The 22,979-nt window shown below is 57.4% G+C and carries 9 protein-coding genes and 7 pseudogenes; 8 read left to right on the plus strand and 8 right to left on the minus strand.

Translation table 11 applies throughout. The features are described 5' to 3' along the window. Positions 1–99: 99 nt before the first annotated feature. Both MUBE_RS12710 and MUBE_RS20515 read left to right on the plus strand, forming a co-directional pair. Entirely contained in the window at positions 100–4,308 is a 4,209-nt protein-coding gene (locus tag MUBE_RS12710; protein ID WP_243633052.1) for an alpha-(1->3)-arabinofuranosyltransferase, read from the plus strand. Positions 4,309–5,217: 909 nt separating this feature from the next. After that, positions 5,218–6,596, plus strand: a pseudogene (locus MUBE_RS20515) (lipase maturation factor family protein); the annotation flags it as partial. A gap of 68 nt (positions 6,597–6,664) precedes the next feature. Here the strand turns inward: MUBE_RS20515 and MUBE_RS20520 are convergent. After that, positions 6,665–8,337 (minus strand): annotated as a pseudogene (locus MUBE_RS20520) (thiamine pyrophosphate-binding protein). A gap of 82 nt (positions 8,338–8,419) precedes the next feature. Here MUBE_RS20520 and MUBE_RS12745 point away from each other — a divergent pair. Further along, the gene (locus MUBE_RS12745; RefSeq protein WP_116540819.1) at positions 8,420–9,793 is read left to right on the plus strand and encodes an NADP-dependent succinic semialdehyde dehydrogenase; all 1,374 of its coding nucleotides are present in this window, start codon (positions 8,420–8,422) and stop codon (positions 9,791–9,793) included. Between the two features lie 640 nt (positions 9,794–10,433). On the opposite strand, the gene MUBE_RS15240 is transcribed toward MUBE_RS12745, so the two are convergent. From MUBE_RS15240 to MUBE_RS19555, 4 genes and pseudogenes are all read right to left on the minus strand, one after another. Beyond that, on the minus strand, positions 10,434–10,646 hold the full coding sequence (locus tag MUBE_RS15240) for an alpha/beta hydrolase family protein (protein WP_133297119.1): 213 nt from the start codon (positions 10,644–10,646) through the stop codon (positions 10,434–10,436). Positions 10,647–11,129: 483 nt separating this feature from the next. Beyond that, a pseudogene (locus tag MUBE_RS20745) lies at positions 11,130–11,461 on the minus strand (ferritin family protein); the annotation flags it as partial. Positions 11,462–11,473: 12 nt separating this feature from the next. Continuing rightward, positions 11,474–12,017: pseudogene (locus MUBE_RS18440) on the minus strand (TetR/AcrR family transcriptional regulator); the annotation flags it as partial. Beyond that, a pseudogene (locus MUBE_RS19555) lies at positions 11,999–13,002 on the minus strand (acyl-CoA dehydrogenase); the annotation flags it as partial. The pseudogenes MUBE_RS19555 and MUBE_RS18440, both read right to left, overlap by 19 nt. Positions 13,003–13,220: 218 nt before the next feature. Here MUBE_RS19555 and MUBE_RS16425 point away from each other — a divergent pair. Continuing rightward, a pseudogene (locus MUBE_RS16425) lies at positions 13,221–14,154 on the plus strand (phosphotriesterase family protein). An 89-nt stretch (positions 14,155–14,243) separates the two neighbouring features. On the opposite strand, the gene MUBE_RS12780 reads toward MUBE_RS16425, so the two are convergent. After that, positions 14,244–15,425, minus strand: coding sequence for an acyltransferase family protein (locus MUBE_RS12780; protein ID WP_165849861.1), 1,182 nt, complete (start codon positions 15,423–15,425; stop codon positions 14,244–14,246). A gap of 201 nt (positions 15,426–15,626) precedes the next feature. Here MUBE_RS12780 and pgfA point away from each other — a divergent pair, with 201 nt between their 5' ends. Then, on the plus strand, positions 15,627–16,913 hold the full coding sequence (pgfA, locus tag MUBE_RS12785) for a cell envelope lipid trafficking protein PgfA (protein WP_165849862.1): 1,287 nt from the start codon (positions 15,627–15,629) through the stop codon (positions 16,911–16,913). A gap of 130 nt (positions 16,914–17,043) precedes the next feature. Next, the gene (locus MUBE_RS12790) at positions 17,044–18,792 is read left to right on the plus strand and encodes an MmpA family trehalose lipid delivery protein (RefSeq protein ID WP_116540809.1); all 1,749 of its coding nucleotides are present in this window, start codon (positions 17,044–17,046) and stop codon (positions 18,790–18,792) included. Between the two features lie 352 nt (positions 18,793–19,144). Here the strand turns inward: MUBE_RS12790 and MUBE_RS12795 are convergent, their stop codons facing one another. Then, positions 19,145–20,332 carry a glycosyltransferase family 4 protein gene (locus MUBE_RS12795; RefSeq protein WP_116540810.1) on the minus strand — a complete coding sequence of 396 codons (1,188 nt, stop codon included), beginning with the start codon at positions 20,330–20,332 and terminating at the stop codon, positions 19,145–19,147. A 104-nt stretch (positions 20,333–20,436) separates the two neighbouring features. Here MUBE_RS12795 and MUBE_RS12800 point away from each other — a divergent pair, with 104 nt between their 5' ends. Next, positions 20,437–21,201, plus strand: coding sequence for a class I SAM-dependent methyltransferase (locus MUBE_RS12800; protein WP_116540822.1), 765 nt, complete (start codon positions 20,437–20,439; stop codon positions 21,199–21,201). An 89-nt stretch (positions 21,202–21,290) separates the two neighbouring features. Next, positions 21,291–22,707, plus strand: a pseudogene (locus tag MUBE_RS12805) (aldehyde dehydrogenase family protein). On the opposite strand, the gene MUBE_RS16430 reads toward MUBE_RS12805, so the two are convergent. Continuing rightward, positions 22,665–22,850, minus strand: coding sequence for a hypothetical protein (locus tag MUBE_RS16430; protein WP_116539891.1), 186 nt, complete (start codon positions 22,848–22,850; stop codon positions 22,665–22,667). The pseudogene MUBE_RS12805 and the gene MUBE_RS16430 overlap by 43 nt on opposite strands. Between the last annotated feature and the right edge of the window lie 129 nt (positions 22,851–22,979).

Raw genomic sequence — 22,979 nt, forward strand, 5'->3', positions numbered from 1 at the left:
GCGGCACAGGAAAAAGCCGGGCATGCTAGCTCGGGCTCGGCCGCAGCGACCACTGAGGCAAGGCCGGCAAAAACACCGTCGGGCTCCTTGGCGGTGCCGGTGTCGCATTGGTGGTTGACGTTGGTCGGGACAGTAACGTTGGCGTTGACGTTCGCGCAATCCCCGGGACAGATCTCCCCCGACACCAAACTGGACCTCACCACCGACCCGCTACGTTTTTTGGCTCGCGCAACCAACCTATGGAACAGCGATCTGCCGTTTGGTCAGGTACAGAATCAGGCCTACGGCTACCTGTTTCCGCACGGCGCCTTCTTTATCATCGGCCAGCTATTGGGGTCGCCCGGATGGATAACCCAGCGTCTGTGGTGGGCACTACTACTCACAGCCGGTTTCTGGGGGCTGCTACGAGTCGCCGAGACATTGGGAATCGGCAGTCCGACATCACGCGCTATTGGCGCGGCAGCGTTTGTGCTATCACCGCGAGTGCTGACCACACTGGGATCTATCTCATCAGAAACCCTGCCGATGATGTTGGCGCCTTGGGTGTTACTGCCCACGATCCTGGTGCTACGAGGAACTTCGGACAAGCCGGTGCGGACACGCGCCGCACAGGCGGGACTGGCAGTCGCGTTGATGGGTGCGGTCAACGCGATTGCGACGCTGGCAGGTTGTCTACCGGCGGTGATCTGGTGGGCCTGTCACCGACCGAACCGCTTGTGGTGGCGGTATACTGCATGGTGGCTGGTGGCTCTGTGTTTGGCAACGCTGTGGTGGATGGTGGCTCTAGGGCTGCTGCACGGCGTCAGTCCACCGTTCTTGGACTTCATCGAATCCTCCCGCGTGACAACGCAATGGTCGTCGCTCGTCGAGATACTGCGCGGCACGGACAGCTGGACACCTTTCGTAGCACCAAACGCCACCGCAGGCGCGCCATTGGTCACCGGGTCGGTGGCCATCTTGGGTACCTGCCTGGTCGCGGCGGCCGGGTTGGCCGGGCTGGCCAGCCCCACGATGCCGGCCCGAGGACGACTGGTGACGATACTGGTAGTCGGGGTGGTGTTGATGGCCGCTGGTTACAGCGGTGGGCTAGGCTCGCCTTTAGCGCAGGCGGTGCAGGTGTTCTTAGACGCCGGCGGCGCACCGCTGCGCAACGTGCATAAGCTGGAATCGGTGATCCGAATCCCGTTGACACTGGGCATCGCCGAGTTGCTGGGCCGGATCCCGCTGCCGGGCAGTGCACCGGTGGTAGTGTGGCTCAACGCCTTCGCCCACCCTGAGCGCGACAAACGGGTTGCCGCGACAGTTGTGGTGTTGACCGCGCTGGTGGTCAGTACCTCATTAGCGTGGACGGGTCGGCTCACTCCGTCAGGCACGTTCAGCGCGATACCTCCGTACTGGCATGACGCCACCGACTGGCTGAGCGAGCACAACACCGGAACACCGACACCTGGACGCGTGTTGGTGGTCCCGGGCGCGCCATTCGCCACTCAGGTGTGGGGCACCAGCCACGACGAGCCACTGCAAGTGCTCGGCAGTAGCCCGTGGGGAGTACGGGACTCTATCCCGCTGACTCCGCCGCAGACTATCCGGGCGCTGGATTCGGTGCAGCGACTGTTCGCCGCCGGGCGACCGTCGATTAGCCTAGCTGATACTCTTGCCCGCCAAGGCATTTCCTATGTGGTATTGCGCAACGATCTGGATCCTGACACGTCGCGTTCAGCGCGCCCGATCCTGGTACACCGGGCCATTACGAGGTCGCCGCGGCTGGAAAAAGTAGCACAGTTCGGTGCACCGGTGGGCACCGGCATGCTCGCAGGCTTCGTTTCCGACAGTGGACTGCGCCCCCACTACCCTGCGGTGGAGATCTATCGGGTAACCGTTGGCGATGCGGACAACCTCGGCAAACCCTACTTCGCTGACGCTGACCAGCTCCCCCGCATTGACGGCGGACCCGAAGTGTTGCTGCGTCTTGACGAGCGGCGCCGACTCCTGGGCCAGCCAGCGTTAGGTCCGGCGCTGATGACTGCAGATGCCCAGATCGCCAGTTTACCACTACCCAGCTGGGCTGGGGTCATCATCACCGATACTCCGGTAGCACGTGAGACCGACTATGGCCGAGTAGACCAGCATTCGTCGGCTATCCGCACAGCTGACGAAGCCCGGCATACCTTTAACCGAATGCCCGACTATCCAGTTCCAGGTGCAGAGATGGTATTCGGCGGTTGGAGCGGTGGCCGAGTCACCGCGTCAAGCTCGTCATCGGATGCCACAGCGATGCCCGATGTAGCTCCGGCAACCTCACCGGCTGCCGCGGTCGACGGCGACCCGGCGACCTCGTGGGTATCCAACGCACTGCAGCCCGCCGTCGGGCAATGGCTGCAAGTAGATTTCGACCACCCAGTAACCAACGCCGTCATTACCATCACCCCCAGCGCGACTGCCGTCGGAGCCCAAGTTCGCCGCATCCAGATTGAGACCGTCAACGGCACGACCACGTGTGCGTTCGACGAGGCCGGCAAGCCGCTCACCGCGGCGCTACCCTATGGCGAAACCCCGTGGGTGCGGATCACCGCGGCCGCCACCGACGATGGGTCCTCCGGGGTACAGTTTGGCATCACCAACTTGACAATCACCCAGTATGACTCGTCCGGATTCGCCCACCCAGTCAATCTGCGGCATACCGCGCTAGTACCCGGGCCGCCGCCGGGGTGGGCGATCGCGAGGTGGGATCTGGGATCGGAATTGCTCGGCAGACCGGGCTGTGCCCCAGCACCTGACAACGTCCGCTGCGCGGCGTCGATGACGCTAGCACCAGAAGAACCCGTCAACTTCAGCCGCACGCTCACCGTTCCCAACCCGATCTCAGTGACACCAACCCTGTGGGTGCGGTCCCGGCAGGGGCCCCGGCTGGCAGATCTGATCGCCGCGCCGAACACCACCCGAGCCTACGGTGACGCCGACACGGTCGACATCCTTGGCTCGGCCTATGCGGCCACCGACGGTGATCCGGCCACATCGTGGACGGCACCGCAACGGGTGGTAGAGCACAAGACCCCGCCGACACTCACCGTCGTCTTACCGCAGCCCACCGAGGTCGCCGGGCTGCGGCTAGCACCCAGCCGGTCGACACTGCCCGCACACCCGACGATGGTGGAGGTCAACCTAGGCAACGGCCCACAAGTTCGAGAATTACGGCCCGGTGAACCACAGACACTCTCGCTGAAACCCTGGATCACCGGCACCATCACGATCAGCCTGCTCGACTGGCGTGACGTCATCGACCGCAACGCCCTGGGTTTCGATCAGCTCAAACCGCCGGGACTGGCCGAGGTCACGGTGCTCGGGACCAGCGGCAAACCGATCGCGCCCGCCGATGCCAGCCGCAACCGCATCCGTGAGATCACCGTCGACTGCGACCACGGACCAGTCATAGCGGTCGCAGGCCGGTTCGTACACACCTCGATCCGGACCACGGCGGCAGCACTGCTGGACGGCGAACCGGTCTCCGCAGTCCCCTGCGAACGCGACCCGATCACACTGCCGACAGGTCAGCAAGAGTTGTTGATCAGCCCTGGCACTGCGTTCATCGTGGACGGGGTTCAGCTCTCGACTCAAGACGGCACAAAATTGCCCAGCGCCAAAACCGTTTCCGCGAATACCGGCAGATGGGGTCCCAGTCACCGCGAGGTGCGCGCCCCCGCGTCGGCCACCTCCCGAGTGTTGGTCATGCCCGACAGCATCAACCCTGGCTGGGTGGCGCGCACCAGTACCGGAGTCCGGTTGATGCCTATCTCCGTAAACGGGTGGCAACAGGGTTGGGTGGTGCCGGCGGGTAACCTCGGCACCATCACGCTGACCTTCACCGCCAATTCGCTGTACCGACCGGGCCTGGCGGTGGGGCTGACATTGTTGCCTCTGTTGACTTTGCTTGCCTTATGGCGCAGGCGGAGCGGACACGCCGATAACACAGCCGTTCAACCATGGACGCCCGGGGCCTGGGCTACGATCGTAGTGCTAGCTGCTGGAGCGGTGATCGCTGGTGCAGCAGGGGGTGTTGTGGTCGGTGCCGCCCTCGGTCTACGGTACGCGCTGCGTCACCGACCGCGGTGGCGCGATGGCCTTTCCGTTAGCTTGAGCTCGGGTGGGCTGATTCTAGCCGGCGCGGCACTGTCCCGACAGCCATGGCGATCGGTCGATGGCTACGCCGGTCATTCCATGATTGTGCAACTACTGGCATTGGTTTCGCTTGCCACGTTGACCGCGTCCGTGGTGTCACCGAGGCACGACCGCACGGGTGAATCTACTTGATGAGCGGAGGAAACGCACATAACCTGCAATATTCGCATATCACTGAGCGGATTGCTATGATATACAGGGAGTTTATTTCTTTTAAGCTTGCCGATGAATAACATGGGCATGTTCTACGAGGCGGCAGAGGTGGGATTCGTTACATTGAGACAGATATTCTCGTGCCGCCTATAACAGGATAGCTGTAGATTCTGCATGATCCCAGATTTGGGTCGGCGACGGGAGTACCAAGCGTAGTCAAACAGTTGTCTTGGTGAGATATCTGCAAAGCAGATTTAGTTGCCGAGTAGACGATCGCGGCTTTGGAAAAATTCCTTGCCGCATTCCCAGATAGTGTGGGTCAACATCGATATCAAAGCTTCCTCGACCATCAATCCGACTGTCGATATCATTGAGCGGATGGGTAACATACAATCAGGTACTAGATTGGTTCGTTCTCCGATCGTTGTCGACGGAGCGCGGTGCATCTGCTGTCCAGACGGGTTGCTAACGCAGCAGGTACAGGCACGCTCCTGGCGTTCATGATGGCACAAACAACCCACATCCGGGCAGTTATCAAGTGGATGTTGCACAACAGTCACTGTTTACAATTGCCTGCACAACCTTGGGGTGTGCCTATCGTTGCACCGGCACTGGTGCAACGATGCACACTGGCACTGCCAAGCTCATGTCTGGACGATCAACGAACCAGCTACAACGCACACACTTCTTGACATAAATGTGGACAGTACCATTTCCGATCACGCGGATCTACTTCATATTCATAATGTTCTTAATTTCTTGAGGCTAGTGGTAGCGGCACTCGCCTTGTAATGTTAACTCCCGATTTGCGGGCTAGTTAATTGGATCTATGATCTCCGTCCGAGGAGTTGGGGTCAGGGGGTATAGTTTTCGGCACTCGAATATTGGCTGGGCGAATCGGTGCTCGAGCGTGATGTGGCCGCCATCTACCTTGTCGCATTCGTGGCGGCCGCGACGCAGTTTCAGGCGCTAATCGGAGGAGCACAGAATTCCGCTAGTGCCGCGATTTCTGGCTGGGCGGTCCTTCTGGAGATCACCAAGTATCTTTCAGGTCCGCTACTACACTAGGCTGCTCGCCTCTGTCTGCTGTTTTAGTACAGCGCTTCCAGCAGCGATCGTAATAGGAGCAGCCAACTTAGCGCCGCTGGGGCCGGCACTTTAAGTCCTCTACCTGTCAATCGTCAACTTCGGTCAAGTACGCTACCGGTTTAGCTGGGAACAGTTACTGCTAGCGGTCGAGTTTCTGGTGATCTTCCCTGGCAACGCCCACGTCACGCCCCGGTGCTGACGTTATGGATGGCGCGACTACTACTGTTCTGCTTCGAATTCAATACCGAACGGATCAAGATGCACGGCAATACCTGCTGGCGCAACACAACCTACTTATTCCGCTACAATAACACATAGCCAATACCGAGGCCGTCCAGCTGTTGTTACATAATCTACCCAAGCCACTACAACGAATCGAGTCGGCGGGTAAACATTTTGCTAAGAGCTCATCGTGCCATTTGGGTTGTTCACACCATAGTCGGTTGCCGGCGTGATCGCAGCAATTACCGTCATCATCCAGCTGTGGCTGGTGGTATCGAGCAACTTAGCCTGGCTCAATTGGCTGGCAATCACCCTAGCATGCAGCGCGATCTACCAATCTTATCTCCACCGATGGTCTGCAACCTAGTTGCCTAAGTAACTGTTGCTGCTGGCACCGCCATCGTCGTTCACCATCTTCATCGTCGTGGTTCTATCCTTAAGCTACTAGCCGGCGCACAACATAGGGTCATCTTGTCGAAGAATGAACATGTTGTTCAACTTATTTCACCTAGTGAACACCTACGGGGTTTTCGGCAGTATTGACCGCATCTGTCGGGAAGTGGTGGTCGAAGACACCCGAAAAGACAGCTATCGGAAAGCAGACAAGTCCGGAAGGAATACGAGTTCCAAGATAAACCACAGAGCAGTGCGTCGGCTGCTCCGTCAACGGGTGCACTACACATCTACGACTGGGTCGCCTGATGGAGTTCGATACCGTCCCACCGGCTACGCGCAGACATGGCTGAAGCCGTTCTTGCAGCGACTGCTGCAAGAACGCTCAGACAGTGGTGTATCTATTCTAGCGTAACACGAAACCTTTCCGGTATTACCACCCTAGGTATGTACGCGCACAGCTTTACAAGTATCGATTTACCAGCATAGCGGAACTGCGAAACAATCAGGCACAGTGGCATCGCACGTTGTTGGGTCCGCACCTCTGGCCGATGACGTTGCAGAATAGTCACGTCCAAGCAATAGGATGGAATCACAACGTTTCGTTGAGCTCGTCCAGTCGTTCGGTCAGTCACAAATTTTCCGAGTAGCCGACTAGACAACAGATATAGTGATACACCGTCATCGTCGAGTGCAGCCTTCAGCATGGGTAGCAATTAGTCTGCGCTATTAATAGATTTCCGCGTAGGCCACAGTGTTGGGATTGCCAAACCGTACATAATGCTGTGCATCGAATTCAAGATCCATCTTCTAACTCAATCAGGCCATATCCACCATCCTCCCAGATCAACACTACCAGCGGTATACGTTCCCGAAAGACAGTCTTAATATTCTGCGAATTCATCATGAACGCACCGTTACCAATAACTGCAAACACCTTTGATTCTGATTTGGCTAGATTAACCAAAAGTGCACTTGGAAAATAAAGGTATCTGTTGGACAATATGTTTTAAATAAGAGAGATTTTTTCTAATGTATCGGATACAACCACGCCATTCACATCTTGTTGACTTGGAAAATAAAGGTATCTGTTGGACAATATGTTTTAAATAAGAGAGATTTTTTCTAATGTATCGGATACAACCACGCCATTCACATCTTGTTGACGCCGATGTCCAGCGGTACAACTTCGCTGCATACCATTGCCGCATCAATAACGGTTATCACTCGCTGCGGAGCCAACGGTAACCTCGAATCATGTTTTCCCCAAGCGAATTCCCCAGCTATCAGACCGGATCTCAGCACCGTGTCGTCGTTGAAACGCTGTCTCGTTAGCTCGACCGTGAATGCGTAGAGAGAGGAAGTGATGTCGCCGATGGTCCCGACACTCACCGAATAGTGCACGTCGACCTCGGCCGGGAAACAATGCAGTTAGATGATCTTCTTGTAGCCCCGCGGATTGATCCAGACGAGGTCAAATTCCTGCAGCTTGTATCCGACCGCGATGATGACGTCGGTGTTGTCGAATCCAAAACTTACGTAGTCATTCCGCATGACCCCTATGGTCCCTAAACTGTCGGAGTGGTCACCGGGCATGACCCTCTTGCCGTGGAAGATGTTAGCCACACTAATGCCGAGTTCGTCGGAGAACCGCACCAGCGCCGCGGTCGCGTCGGCGTTAGCGGCGCCTGCCCGTACAGCGCGACCGGTCACCACATCATGCACAGTACATCGACATGGCTGAATAACAGTGTACCGGCGCAGAAGACGTTGCACAGCAACAGTTTCAATCCGTGTTAGTACACAACGTCAGTATCTGGATGTTCGGGCACGGCCAGATAAAACGCCGCCGAGCATTCGGTCTCGGCAAGCTTGAATGCTTTACGAAACATCTCCGGTAGGGCGCGTGTGCGGCGGGTACACCGGTAGTTCGGCAAGTGATCAGAGCAAACCCGACACCGGGTCGACATACTGGTGCGACTCCTCGAACTGGTAGTCTCGGCCGACCTGCGTCAAAATCGCGACCATCGGTGTGCTGTTGATGGTGGCGTCAGCGACACCGAGCTGCATGTTTATCGTGCCTGGCCCCGCAGTAGCAAAAAACCACGGCTGCACGACCGGTTACCGGCCTATACATCTCCGCCATGAATGTCGACGCTTGCTCGTGCCGGGTGAGCACATGCGAATGTGTGACACCGCCAATGCCTGCACGAAGCGTATGTTCTCCGCACCAGGAATCCTAAAAATGACCGAGAAACGTTCGCTTTCCAAGCACTTGACCATCAGTTGTGCGACCATGCTCATCCGACACCTCCCCAGGTCCACGATAATGGCAGGCTGGATTCAGACGTTTCATCAGCCAACCCTCGATGAAGGAGAGGTCAGCGTGTCGATCGCCACTATCAACCCGGCTACCGGAGAGACGGTAAAGACCTTTACCCCAACCACCCCGGATGAAGTCGAGGCTGCGATTGCTCGCGGCTACGCGCGGTTCGACGACTACCGTCACACCACCTTCGCTCAGCGCACCCAGTGGGCCAACGCTACCGCCAAACTGCTCGAAGCTGAAGTCGATCAAGCCGCCGCCATGATGACCCTTGAAATGGGTAAGACGCTGGTGTCAGCTAAAGTCGAGGTAATGAAGTGCGCCAAGGGTTTTCGTTACTATGCCAAGAACGCAGAAGCTATGCTCGCCGATGAACCGATCGACGCCGCCGCTGTAGGCGCATCCCAGGCATTCGCCCGCTACCAGCCGCTCGGGGTGGTGCTGGCCGTGATGCCGTGGAATTTTCCGCTGTGGCAGACTATTCGTTTCGCTGCACCGGCGCTGATGGCCGGAAATGTCGGCCTCCTCAAGCACGCGTCAAACGTGCCGCAGTGCGCGTTGTACCTCGCTGACGTCATTGCTCGTGGCGGCTTCCCGGAGGGTTGTTTCCAAACGCTACTCGTCTCGGCCAGTAGTGTCGAAGCCGTCCTACGCGATCCCCGGGTTGCGGCGGCCACCCTTACTGGTAGCGAACCGGCCGGCCAGTCGGTTGGCGCTATCGCAGGTGACGAGATTAAGCCCACCGTGCTAGAGCTCGGCGGCAGCGATCCTTTCATCGTGATGTCTTCGGCTGATGTAGATTCGGCTGTTGCCACCGCTGTCATCAGCCGGGTACAGAACAACGGTCAATCCTGCATCGCCGCCAAACGATTCATCGCCCACGCCGACATTTACGATCAGTTCGTCGACAAGTTCGTCGCGCGGATGGAGATGCTGCGGGTGGGTGACCCAACCGACCCAGACACTGACATCGGTCCGTTGGCCACCGAGTCGGTCCGCGCCGAAGTCGAACAGCAAGTCAACGCCGCCGCCACGGCAGGTGCGGTGATCCGTTGCGGTGGTAAGCGTCCTGACCAGGCGGGGTGGTTCTACCCGCCGACCGTGGTTACCGACATCACCAAGGACATGGCGCTTTATACCGAAGAGATCTTCGGTCCTGTCGCCTCGGTATACCGTGCTGTCGATATCGACGAAGCCATCGAGATCGCCAACGCCACGAAATTCGGATTGGGTTTCAACGCCTGGACACAGGACGTAACCGAGCAGCGGCGCTTCATCGACGACGTCGTAGCCGGTCAAGCCTTCATCAATGGGATGACGGCATCTTACCCCGAATTGCCGTTCGGCGGTGCCAAACGGTCAGGTTACGGCCGAGAACTGTCGGCTCATGGGATCCGCGAGTTCTGTAACACCAAGACGGTCTGGATTGCATAACGTGACCTAACCGCCCATCAGTTTACCCTCGGTTGTCGCATGATTCGAGAAACGCATTGACAACGTCGAGGAACAGTTCCTGTTCCTCGAGATATGGCGTGTAGCTGGAATGCTCGAATTTTGTGTACTGGACCCGCGAAATCCGCTGAAAAAAGGAGCGGCGCACAGGTCGGTCGTCTCGTCGTAGCACCCATCGACGACCGGAGTGGACATGGTAATCGGGGATCCGATTGACTATCAAACACGATTTCAATGAGCCCAATGATATAAAATTCATTGAGCATCGCCATAGCGTGGTAAAATACTTAATTGTCTTGTGCTAAGCCAAAACTAGTAATCGACTCTGACGAGTTGGGAATCACTCGGCATACATGGTGGTCGTAAAATATCTGTTGGGCGCTGAGCTACTACGCGGAATCTATTGTGCTGTTACTCTTGTGCATGCTCAATATTTTTCGCACGACAGGTGGAAGTTCGTACCGCAACTGGTTGATGTCGTCCACCCATAACAACATCGACGCAAATGTATTAGCAAAAATCATTCCCCAAAGTCCGTAAGACGAGCCTACGGTGTACTCGGCGGCAAGCATACATCCCTAGGAACTAACTCAACAGATAGCATTCATCGGCGATCCCGAGATCAGTAGATACGCAAGTCGACTCGTCGAGGAAAAAGTTCGACCTTCCAGAATTCTGGACCGGTATTCAGGAGGTAGGTTGATCGCTCTAACCCAATCTGATCGTAGTAGATAACTGCGAATGCGCGGTCGGACAGCCGAACGAGCCGCAGCAGGTAGTCGTGTGACACGCCCGGAACGCCGTGGAGAACGACCCCCGGTGCTTGTCTCCGCACTACAGCCTACTTCAAGCTCGTCAGTGATGCGTAACCAAGTATGTCCATGGGGACCTTCGGTGTAACCCTCCGACGTACTCAACGAGATCATCATTCACTCTTCCAATTAACTAACGTTGGGAAGCCTCGTTTGACTCGTCGGGTTGCAGCCACTCACGTTAACTCACCGCGAAACCCGGCCCACATTCGTGTACTAACCCATCCCATGTGCACGCTATAAGAGGACCGGCGTTGTTGATTACAGAACTGCCGGAATCCGCTCGTCTTCAACTGCGAAGGTGTCCTCCAGCTGCAACTACGAATAGTTGACGTTGATTTCCTCCAGCGGCCGTCTGCGAACGCTGCTGATGGTCCCAAACCGTCACATCCCTGTGTCGCTGGAGTACTACGATGAACTCGTCAACCGACAGGCCGAACGGGATGTCGTAACTGTAGAGCGCAAAACTTTCTTCGATAGACACAATACCAAACGGCATCCAATCACAAGCGTACTATCTGCGTGTGTTTGGGCTTCCTTATACGCGAACTGGTTCAGGTACATCTCGTCGCCTAACCGTCCTTCGGTGTGCATCGCGCTCATGAACGGCTAGATGTCCTTAGTAACAGTTTCTTCGCCGGCAATGAACTCAACGCAGAGTCAGACAGCATAGTCGGGTTTACGGTTTGACAGCGACTGTCAATACTGGCTATTACGGGAGTAAGTCTATATCGGCTGGGTTCCAAAATTTCGCGTTGTCACCGGCAAACAGCTTCAACCGCAAACCTTCCCAGTTGAGACCACATGTAACGGACGACCCCATACATGTGCGTATCACGGTGTTGACCTCCTAGAATTCTGTCAGGATCTGTTGTTTTGCTGCAGGTTTCGATAAAACAACGAAGATCACCACCAGCACTGCGACGACTCGGCGCACGGCCAGTTCCTGCTGTTCGATATCCAACTCATCCAGCCCGAGTATGGGATCCAAACCGCACAGGCATAGGGCCAAAGTCTGATGCGGAAAGATTATCAACAGCAGCGACAAAGCACGTCGGTGTCTCACTGGGTATGCAGCGCACTTTGCGCTACGGTGTCATGCACTAATGGCCGCAGCAAGTCCAGATAGCAGCAGTGGTGGTGATCACGGTCCGCAACTACTGACCCGGGAACCGGTGTTGACCTCTAACGCCACCACAGCATGAAGTGCACGTTCGTGTAAGTGAATTGGCAAAGTAGGCAACCCCGGTGTCGAACAGACTGGTGAGAAATTCGAAGAACGGCCTACTGAGGTCCCACTCGCGAATGAAATTTTCGACATAAGAACGCACACGCTAACTGGCAATGTCGGCGACGAACGCATAAAGATCGTGTTTGTCTGCGAAATATTGGTAAGCGGGCTGTAAAATAGATAACAAAGGTCCTTCACTGAGGCACTGCACATGGTAGTCGCAGACTCGGGTAGGCGACCAGCTTCTTGACCACCAGCCTCACATAGGTGTCGGCGAGCAGCTTCCACATGTGAGTGAAGTCAGTGACGACAGTCCCGTACAGGCGGCGGCTGGACGTGTGGGCGACGGCTTCGTACATAGCGTGCATGTACATGTCGACAGCGCCTTCATCCCAAGTTGTATTCGCAGACGTTGACCGTGTTGAAGGCGGCATGGAAGGCTCCTGGGCCGTGGTGCACTATATCGGCTTCGGTGACCAGGTAATCATACAGCCCGTAATCAATTGGCGACATAGCTCTACGCTTTCACCACATTCTTGATCAGGTGATACCGCTCATGCTGGAAGTCGGCAACAAAGAAAAATATTTGTCAGTCCCGGCAATCCAATCGAAGATGAAAATCACCAGGGCGACGTTGGCGTTGCCGACGTAGTACTTCTTGTCATTAGCAATCTAGCCAGCCTGTCCACCTTGACTCGGTTGCAAGATCATGTCGGTCTGGTAGACATCGGTACCGTGTGTCTGCTCCGACAGACCGAAGGCTAACACCTCACCAACTTGTAGCTGAGCGGCGGACTAGCGCTTGGCGTCCTCGTCGGCGCTCATTCACATCGGGCCCAGACCGAGAGCAATCACCTGAAATGGAGTACCAGTAGTGCAGTCCTATAAAAGCCCATAATCTCGGCGAACTCGCTAATCCGGCAGGTATCCCAGCGGCAATCCGAACCGCCCTCTTTGGCCGATGTCAATAGAGAGGCAGAGAGCCCTCCCTATGAAACCCAGAAGACTAGAACGCCATACGCGCTCGCGCGCGTCGAACTTCAACCGAGTTTTCCCCGGTACTGGAAAAAGTCCACCGTCGCGGCCATGATCTCCCCCGAGCGACGGTCTGGGTGCTGACGTTCCAAGCTGTTGAGATTGAGCAACATGACGATATCTTTCGAGACTCCCGGGCAGTGGTTCGGACAAGAACGATGTGTAGACGGTGCTACCGTCGCGCGTCAGGCGAAAAACCCGGCCAGCAAATTAGCCAGTAGCGACACCAACCAAACCCAAATATCACCCGCCGGGTCTAGCATCGGTTACGTGTTAAAAACAAAATACGACTAGGGGTCCAATAAGCACCGCCGACCTGAGCGTCACGCTCATGCGCGAGCACGTGTTCATCATGACCACTGAGATCGCACAGAATTATCCGGAAGCCTAAGGCAACGAAAAGGAGCGAGTGGCTGACGCCGTTGCCTGGCTGAGTGACCTCAAGGCCCGCAATGTGGATATCATCGTCCACCTTATCGTGATCAGGCTGGTTCTCTAACATCCCACGCATCATCTACGTCGCGGCGGCCACTGAACTCAGCATTGTTGTGGCGATCGGTTTATACACCTAAATTAACGGAGGTACCGTTCTATTTCCACTACGTGGACTTCCACTTCTTGGACCCGGGCGTGCCATTGGACAGTCCAGAAATCATGACCATCACGTTCGTCCGTAACATCGAGCAGAGTATAACTGACACTGGCCTCAAGGCCGGCGACCCTCAAATGCGCCACTAATTAGCCCGATGTCACGCCAGGTGCTGCGTGCGGTCACCCAGGAACACGAACATACCAGGGCGTCAATCGCCACACACCCACACGCAGGCAAGCTACAGCACAAACTCGAGCAACAACACAATTTTTACTGAAGAAGACGTCGTCTGAGCCGCGTGATCATCGGCTGTTCCGGTTACAACACCGATATTGGCCACCTCGAGGAACTCACCAACAACGGCTCCTACATCAAGATGGACCGATTCAACCTCGATGTGATCTCGCCGTTCGAGGATCGAGTGAACATTGTGGCGCAGATGTGCGAGCGTAGGCACGCAGACAAGATGATGTTGTCCCACGACGCCAATTACTCTTTCGACGCGCTGCCGAAGGCGCGGCACCCGGTGGTCGCACCCAATTGGCATTACCGGCACATCCATAATGACGTGAACCCCGCACTGAAAGATCGCAGTGTAACCGACGAACAGCTACACACCATGTTGATCGACAATCCGCGCCGCATTCTCGAACGCCCGGGTGCCTATGAATGAGCCGGTTCCCTCCGATCAGCTCACAGACTTCAGAGGCATATTGTACTCGCTCCCGGCGAGCTTGAGGTAGCATGGGTGCACCCGGACGATCATAGCGTGATTGCGTTCGCTTCAGCAGCTATCAGCTGAGGTGTTTCGGCCGGATTGTTCCTGTGCTCCCAGCGACGCAGCATTTCCCGACAAGGCGACTCGACCAACGAGTAGCTGACGGCGGCGATTGCGAAACCGAAGATCAATGTTAGCACCAACACCATGGGCATCCGGCCGGTAAACGGGAACGTTCCGATCACCGGGAACACCATGGCCAGCGCGGCCAAGTGCCACACGAACAGGCCGTATGACCAGCGACCCAACGTCACCATACCGATACTGCCCAGTACACGGTGCGGCGTCTCGGGCCGGTCCAGAACCAACGGCGCCACCAACGCGAACGCCACCAGGGAGCCCATCGCCGTCTTCACTGTGAATTGCCTGGCAGTGCCCAAAACCAGCCCCTCCGGCCCAGCTAATGGGGAAGCTGCCACAAGATAGGCCAATATAGTCACGACGGCCATCGCCACGCGGTGGCGCGCCAACCGGTGTGGCAAGCCGATGCGGCTATACGCCCACTCCGCCAGCAACATGCCCACCGCAAACCAAGAGAAAAACGCCGGCGGCCAAGTCAGCGGATTGACGCCCGATCCAGTGTGCACCGGCACCCAGCCCCAGGTCCAACTGATCACCGCCACGGCGGCGATCACCGGCACCCGAGCACGGACCGAGATACGACGGACCAACAACGCCAGAATAGGCAACACCAGATAGAAACTGGCCTCGACGGACAGGCTCCACATCTGGGTTAGGCCAGCGGTTAAGGTGAGCGGAACGTAGATTTGAGTAAGCGTCAGATTTGCCAGCCATACGGTCAGGCTGGCGTGATCGGCATCGGGCAGCAGGGACAGGATCACGACGACCGCCACCAGATAGGCTGGCATGATGCGTACCAATCGTGACCGCAGGTAGTGGCCGGTACGTGGACGCTGACCCTTGGACCCCGGTTCCCGAGCAGCCGCGGCGTGTCCGCGCCACAACAGGAATCCCGATAGCGCAAAGAACACCGCCACAGCCAGGTCGAAGCGACCTAAAAGTCGACCCACAATACCGCTGGAGTGCCCCGTCTGAAAAGCGACATGAGTAACGACCACACCGATGGCCGCGCACGCTCGCATACCTTCCAGAGCGGGTAGAAAACTGCGGATCCCACCCACCTGCTGGCCGTCAGTCACGATCAAAGTTTGCCTAAAGTGCGTTACCCGACAAACTGAGTCTACCTCGAATAGGCGCCGTATTGCCCAAATAACCACCGATAAGTTCGTACGTAAAGACCGTATCTTCTGCTGTTAGGGTCAAACGGGTTTTGCCTCGCTGCTTGGTCAGGTCGGAGCGGGTCGCGACCGACAAGTCCAGGGACTAGTAAGGAGGAGCACAGCAACGTGAACCGAGCAGTCATGTTGCGGTTCGCCGCATGCGGGATCATCGGACTCGGCGCCGCCCTTTTGATTGCTGCATTGCTGCTGTCGACGTACACCAGCAGCAGGATCACCAAGGTCCCGCTCGATATCGACGCAACTTTGGTTAGTGACGGCAGCGGAACCGTGATCGACTCGGGCTCTTTGTTTAGTGAGCACATCATCGTCAACCAGAATGTGCCGCTAGTGTCCCAACAGCAGATCACCGTCGAGTCGCCGGCCAACACTGACGTGGTAACGTTTCAGATCGGCGCCTCGGTCCGGCGCACTGATAAGCAAAAGGACACAGGACTATTGCTGGCAATCGTCGACACCGTCACTCTCAACCGCAAAACGGCGATGGCTGTCTCAGACGACACGCACACCGGCGGCTCCGTCCAGAAACCACGTGGATTCACTGACCAGAATCTGCCGACCGCCATACCGCTGCGGCACGACGGGTTGTCCTGCCGGTTCCCCTTCCGTACCGAGAAGAAAACGTATCCGTACTTCGATCCGATCGCGCAGAAAGTGTTTGACGTCAACTACCAAAGTCAAGAAGATATAAACGGCTTAACCACATACCGCTTCACGCAGAACGTCGGTTATAATGCCGATGGCAAGCTAGTGGCTCCAGTACCCTATCCGTCACTGTACGCCGGCGCTGAAGATAGCAAAGTTACCACCACTGCGGCGATGTGGGGCTTACCTGGTGATCCAGCGGAGCAGATTACCATGACCCGTTACTACGCTGCGCAACGCACGTTCTGGGTGGATCCAGTATCGGGTAGCATTGTCAAAGAAACCGAGCACGCCAACCATTACTTTGCTCGCGATGCGCTAAAGCCCGAGGTGACGTTGGCTGATTATAAGGTCACCTCCACCGAAGAGACCATCGAATCGCAGGTCAACTCGGCCCGCGATGAACGCGACCGGCTGGCGCTCTGGTCAAGGCTATTGCCGATAACGTTCACCGCAATCAGCATAATCGCGCTGGTCGGTGGTGGATTGTTAGCCTCATTCAGCTTGCGGACCGAGAGCGCACTGATCAAACCCGGTTTGGACCGAGCGGACCGCGACGCCTTCGGCGGCCGTGGCCGTGCCGAAGAACCAGTGCCTGGTGCTGAAGCCGAGACCGAGAAACTACTCACTCAACGCTCTGAACTGCGTGCTTCGAGGAGACACAGCACCAATCCGCCCCAACTAGGTTCAAGTGAGTCGGTGCCGCCCGATTCGGCTGGACCCGAATCGGGCTCCCCCGAGCGGGCATAGGTCGGCTACGATACGGGCCAAAAATGGCCCGGGTGGCGATAACTCCCGTTTGCGGGAAAGATAAATCCGGGCAATCAGAGCACAGCTCGGCGGCAGGGCCGTGAGTATAAGTGGGGTGTGCAGTCGGTCCATGCACTGGTCTCGGCCCAGCTACGCGTTGGTCCTGACACTGTTGGTGGTCGGCCCGCTAATGCGGCCTGGCTACCTGCTGTGGCGCGACGCGGTGTCCACGCCCCGGTCATATCTGTCTGATACCGCCCTGGGATTGACGTCCGCGCCGCGGGCTACGCCACAAGATTTCGCGGTGACACTAGCCTCGTATCTGGTCGACGGCGGTGTCGTGGTGAAGGCGTCGTTCGTCTTAGGGCTATGGCTGGCGGGATGGGGTGCGGCTCGATTGGTCGCGACGGCACTGCCCTCGGCGGGTGCGGGCGGCCAGTTCGTCGCGATCACGCTGGCAGTCTGGAATCCCTATGTAGCCGAACGGCTGCTGCAGGGCCATTGGAGCTTGCTGGTCGGCTACGGGTGCCTACCATGGGTCGCCGAGACAATGGTAACACTGCGGTCAGCCAATAGTGCGAGCTGGCCGGGTTCACTAGGGTTTTTCGCGCTGGCTTGCTGGATCGCGCTAGCCGGGTTGACTCCGACCGGATTGATGCTCGCCGCGACAGTAGCGCTGGTCTGCGTGGCTACACCTGGTGGAGGGCGACCACGTTGGCTGTGCGCTGCAGCGACATTGAGCAGTGCGGTAGGGGCCGCACTGCCCTGGCTGACGGCTTCGGCAGTGGGCACCTCGTTGACCGCTCATACAGCAGCAAACTCGCTCGGTGTCACGGTATTTGCGCCCCGCGCCGAGACCGGTCTGGGCACACTTGTCAGCCTGGCCAGTCTCGGCGGGATCTGGAACGGTGAGGCCGTACCCTCCTCGCGAACAACACTTTTCGCGTTATTGTCGGCCGCGGTGTTGCTTGCTGTGGTGGTGGCGGGACTACCAGTAGCGATGCGACGTCCAGCAGTGGTACCGCTGCTTGGGCTAGCGGTGGTGTCGGCGGTGGTACCAGCCACTTTGGCAACCGGCCCAGGCTTAGACGTGCTGCGCGCCGTAGTCGATGCTGTGCCCAGCTTCGGAGTGCTGCGCGACGGGCAGAAGTGGGTGGCGTTAGCGGTACCGGGATATGCACTTGCGGGGGCTGGTGCAGTGATGACGCTGGGACGTTGGCTAGGACCTCCAAGGCCCTTAAGTTCCATAGTAACGACGTTGGCGTGCTGCCTAGCGCTGATTTTGGCACTGCCGGACCTGGCTTGGGGCGTGTGGGGCAAGGTTCAGCCAGTGCATTACCCGTCCGGATGGACGGCCGTGGCGGAGACGATCAACAACCGAGGTGGAGACCCAGGGTGGGTAGCGGTACTGCCCGCCGGCACCATGCGACACTTCTCGTGGTCCAGGGCCGCGCCGGTGCTCGATCCGCTGCCTCGCTGGGTCAGCGCCGACGTGCTGAACACCGGTGATCTGGTCATTTCTGGAGTGATGGTCGCTGGCGAAGATAATCATGCTCGGGCGGTACAGGACTTATTGCTGACTGGGCCGGATCCTTCCGCATTAGCTGCGGCCGGCGTAGCTTGGCTGGTTGTCGAATCGGACACCGCCGGTGACCTAGGTGCATCCGCACGCACCCTCTCCGCGCTGTCACCAATCTACCGTGATGATGCGATTGCCCTCTATCATATAGGCGGTAACAGCGTGAGAGTAGCTTCCACTCACCGCCGAACATTACTGATTGCCACGCACCTGACGTGGCTGGCGATGCTGATCGTAGGCGCGCTCGGCATGCGCATTGCCAGGCACGCTCACTTCCGCGACAAGTCAAACGCAGCTTGACAATCATGGCGATAGCAACGACTAATCTTCGATACTTGTTCTGCGTCTACTCCGCCGAGAAAGTAGTTAAACTCGTTGCAGGGTCAGTTAATTGATATCTGCGATGGCCGCGTAGAGCTATGCGTTGACGTGCTCGATGTCGGCCCTTGCCAAGAAGCCAACGATCCCAAAGTGGGTAGCAGTGACCGATTAACCACTTTTTGGCGCGTTTCCGCGGATAGCAGCGACCACTGCCAACATCGAAGCAGAACTTCAGGATCAGGTGTTTGAACTGCGGCACCGCGATACCTCGCGGGCATGCATTGGCGCAGCTTTAGGTATGACTCACCAGTCGGTATGGGAGCGCTTCGCGTCACACACCAACTGAGACCACGCCGCTGATGTAGTCGCCGGCTTGCACCGCTTCTAGCACTATACGCATTGCGTCAGCACTTTGCCGCCAGGAAAACTCGACGCTGCGTGCCTGCGCCTTGGCGCCAAGTTGATCACGCAACATGGGATCAGTCAGTAGCTCTTCAAGCCGATCCACCAGATCAGTGCGGTTGTCCACCAATATCCCGGTCACTCCGTCGATGATCGAATCGGTCAGCCCTCCGGACGATCGGTAGCCGATGGTGGGCACGTTGTGTTGGGCCGCCTCCACCACCGCCAGACCCCATCCCTCCTTCCGCGAAGGCAGCAGGTGTACCCAAGAGCTTTGCAGCACATGGTGCTTGGTCACGTCATCGACATGGCCATGGAAAGTCACCGCGTCGGCAATCCCAAGTCGGTAAGCATGGTCGACGAGTCGCTGTCGCCACCACCCACCGCCAACAATGTCAAGATGCAGATCCGGCATCCCGAAGCACCGTCGCCGCAGCTCCGCGAGGGCCTCCAACGCGTCTTCAATCTGCTTGTGCGGCACCAGCCGCGACAACACAACCACTCGCGGCGATGCCCCTCGTGGACCAGACAACGATTGCACCGGCGCTTCGTCGAGACCGTTGCGCACCACCGCGATTCGTTCATTATCCACACCAAGAGCAGCCAGATCGCGGGCCGATGGCAACGACACCGTCAGGTACTGATTGCGCCGATGCAACCGCGGCGACAACGTTGACTCGACATACCAGCCGAACCGACCGATCACTGGCCCAGCCACCGGCCACTGTTCACGGTGGCAATGGTGCACCAACACCACTACCCTGCTGCCGTATAACAGCCGGGCCAGGAATGGCCAGCCGTTTTGGGTATCAACGACCACATCGGGACGCACCCGCCGTAGCGGTCCGAGCCCCAAGCGGGCCGCTGCCATCGCTAGCAACGCCCACAGGTACACTGAGTAACGTCCACCGGCGCGGTTAATCCGTACACCGTCGACCACTTCACGTCGTGGCGCACCCGGATAACGCGCGGTGCGCAGCGTAACGGAGATACCTGATGCGGCAAGCTGTGCGCCGATGCGCTGTAAATAGGTTTCGCTACCGCCCCCCTGTGGGTGACCAATGTCGCGCCAGCACAGCAGCAATACCGAACCTAGCTCACGTTGCGCGGCAGACATCGACCGATAGCCTAGCGACCGCGGGCATACAGCCCAGCGTCATGTTCACGTTTGGGTAATTAGACACCAGCTGTAGGGTATGGCCGGTGACCATCACCGCTCATATCACTGACGTGTTTGCCCAGCGGGCTACACTGCGCCGTTCACTACGGCTGCTGTCAGCATTTCGCTACGAACAATCGGATCCGGCCCGCTTCTATGGGGCATTGGCAGCCGATACCGCCGCGATGGTTAGTGATCTTTGGCTGGCTGCACACGGCACGCCCCCGGTTGGCCGCACACTGCTCGACGTCGGCGGCGGGCCTGGATATTTCGCAGCAGCGTTTGCTGACATCGCCGTCCGATACGTCGGGGTCGAGCTGGACCCAAGCGATATACACGCGGCGGGAACGGCTTTGGCGCCGAAAGCATGCACGTTTGTCCAAGCTTCAGGTATGGCGTTGCCCTTCGCCGATGACACTGTCGACATCTGCTTGTCGTCTAATGTCGCCGAACACGTACCCCAACCCTGGCAGCTGGGCCGGGAAATGTTGCGGGTGACCAGGCCGGGCGGTCTAGTCGTGCTGTCCTACACCGTTTGGCTGGGTCCGTTCGGTGGGCACGAGATGGGCCTGACGCACTACCTAGGCGGTGCCCGCGCTGCCGCTCGGTATGTTCGGAAACACGGTCAACGGGCAAACAACGACTACGGGTCGTCGTTGTTTGCGGTGTCTGCGGCAGACGGCCTGAATTGGGCTGCAAGAACTGGTGGCGCGGTTGCCGCATTTCCTCGCTACCACCCGCGATGGACGTGGTGGCTGACATCAGTGCCGGCACTGCGCGAGTTCATGGTAAGCAATCTGGTGCTGGTACTACGACCGCAGCATTAGTGCAACTGAAGCAGATTATCGCTGCGCTTCGGCTTGGGTAGGGTGGCGCTAGAATTTACACCCACAAAACAGAATAAGACCAACTCTTCATCGGCAGCACCTGTACGCAGCCATCGACCTTCCAAGTTTCATTGAGGTAAACTGCCAGACTACCGGCTAGTATATCGACAAGGTGCTGATAGCAGCTTCCACCGACGTTGACACCGCCGATCGCCGTGGCCCGCGCGGCATTCGACCGCGATTCCCGACCCTCGACACCACCAGCGCAGCGCGCAGCCGCTATCGCCGTAGCGGTCAAAGTTGATGGAAGACCGCAAGAGCCTGTTCACCACACTGCTGACAGCCGATACCGATCGACAGCCCATCGTCAAAACGATGCATTAAATAGGTAATGATGAACTTATTTGCCGGCGCTGCGAACAAGGTCAAGTAGACAGAAACCCGCAATAGCTCGTACGAGCTAACCACCGTCAGCCGCGAACTAGTAGGGATAATAGCATAATCGCCGCATGGCACGTGGTGCTGTTCTTGACGGTCAACAAACTGGATCCGGCGCTGCTGGCAGGCTGCACAATAGTACTCAAGAAGGACTACGAAACCCATTTGACTGCAAATACTTTAGCCGAGTTCCTAACCGAATTGGGTTTACCTGGGGATGTGCTATCAGTGATGCCGGGCGGCGTCGAGACTGGACAGACTCTGACGTTGAATCCGGACATCGAAACTTTTACCTTAACCTGCAGCTCGGCTGTCGGCAGGAAAGTTGATAGACGGGCCGCTGACCTGGTCAAGCTGTGCACCTTGGAACTCGGCGGAAATATCGACGGTTAAGTCAATATCGCGATGTTGGCGTTCTCAGGGGTGATTAACGCAGGACAAATACTGTGTGAATCAGAACCGCATCCTGGCTCCGCATTTACAGTACAACAAATCATGGATTCAATAAGTATTTTCATGCAAGTGTTACCGACTGAACCGCCACCCTGTTCAACTGTACAAATCAAGCCGCTGCTCTCGAAGAAACAGCAGAGCCGGATCGAAGGCTATATCGCAGAGAGCACTCGGCTGGTACGTGGCGGTTAGTCCCCACAAAGGTTTGGATAACGGATTTTTCTTGCAAACCAAGATATTCGCCGACATCTACAACAAGATGACGATTACCCGGGAGGAGCTCCTCCGGGTCGGTGCTGAACATCGACAGTTATGACACTGGGGAGGAAGCGGTCACCGACAATTCAGTGTATGGGCTAGCTGGCGGCATGTGAACTACCAACCCCCGAAGGAAATCAAGATCTCATAGCAGATCCGCACTGGAAAGTACGGGACAAATTGGGATACTTTCTATCACGGATAACCACTTGATGGCTACGAGAACTCCAGCATCGTACGTGACGATGGGCCCGAAGGAATCGATCACTTCACTCAACAAAAAGCGTGCTGACGTCGATAGGCTACACGGTCAGTTATATGAAGTCTAATGCCTCGATAGTCACGATAACGCTCTGATGCGTGGTCGGGTTGGCGCTACTGATGCAGTATACAGGGTTGTCGACGGTTACTACCATCTCGGCGTGCCGTGTTATCGGCATGGGGGTACAGTATTTTACTTCACCTTCGGTGAGGTAGTACATCTCGACCACGTTCAGCACCTATGTCGGCTTTTCGCCACCGACCACCACGATCAGGCCATCTGTGAACACCACGCCGAAGCTTTCATCACTGGCCGGTATGCTGAGCGACTTAGTCCACGCTCCTGATTTCGGGTAGAACAGTTCAAA

Origin of the sequence: Mycobacterium uberis, assembly GCF_003408705.1 — a bacterium.
GTDB lineage: Bacteria > Actinomycetota > Actinomycetes > Mycobacteriales > Mycobacteriaceae > Mycobacterium > Mycobacterium uberis.

Coding starts and splice junctions, on each gene's coding strand:
- MUBE_RS12790 (WP_116540809.1), top strand. CDS start 17,044: ATGCACTGGTCTCGGCCCAGCTACGCGTTGGTCCTGACACTGTTGGTG.
- MUBE_RS12795 (WP_116540810.1), bottom strand. CDS start 20,332: ATGTCTGCCGCGCAACGTGAGCTAGGTTCGGTATTGCTGCTGTGCTGG.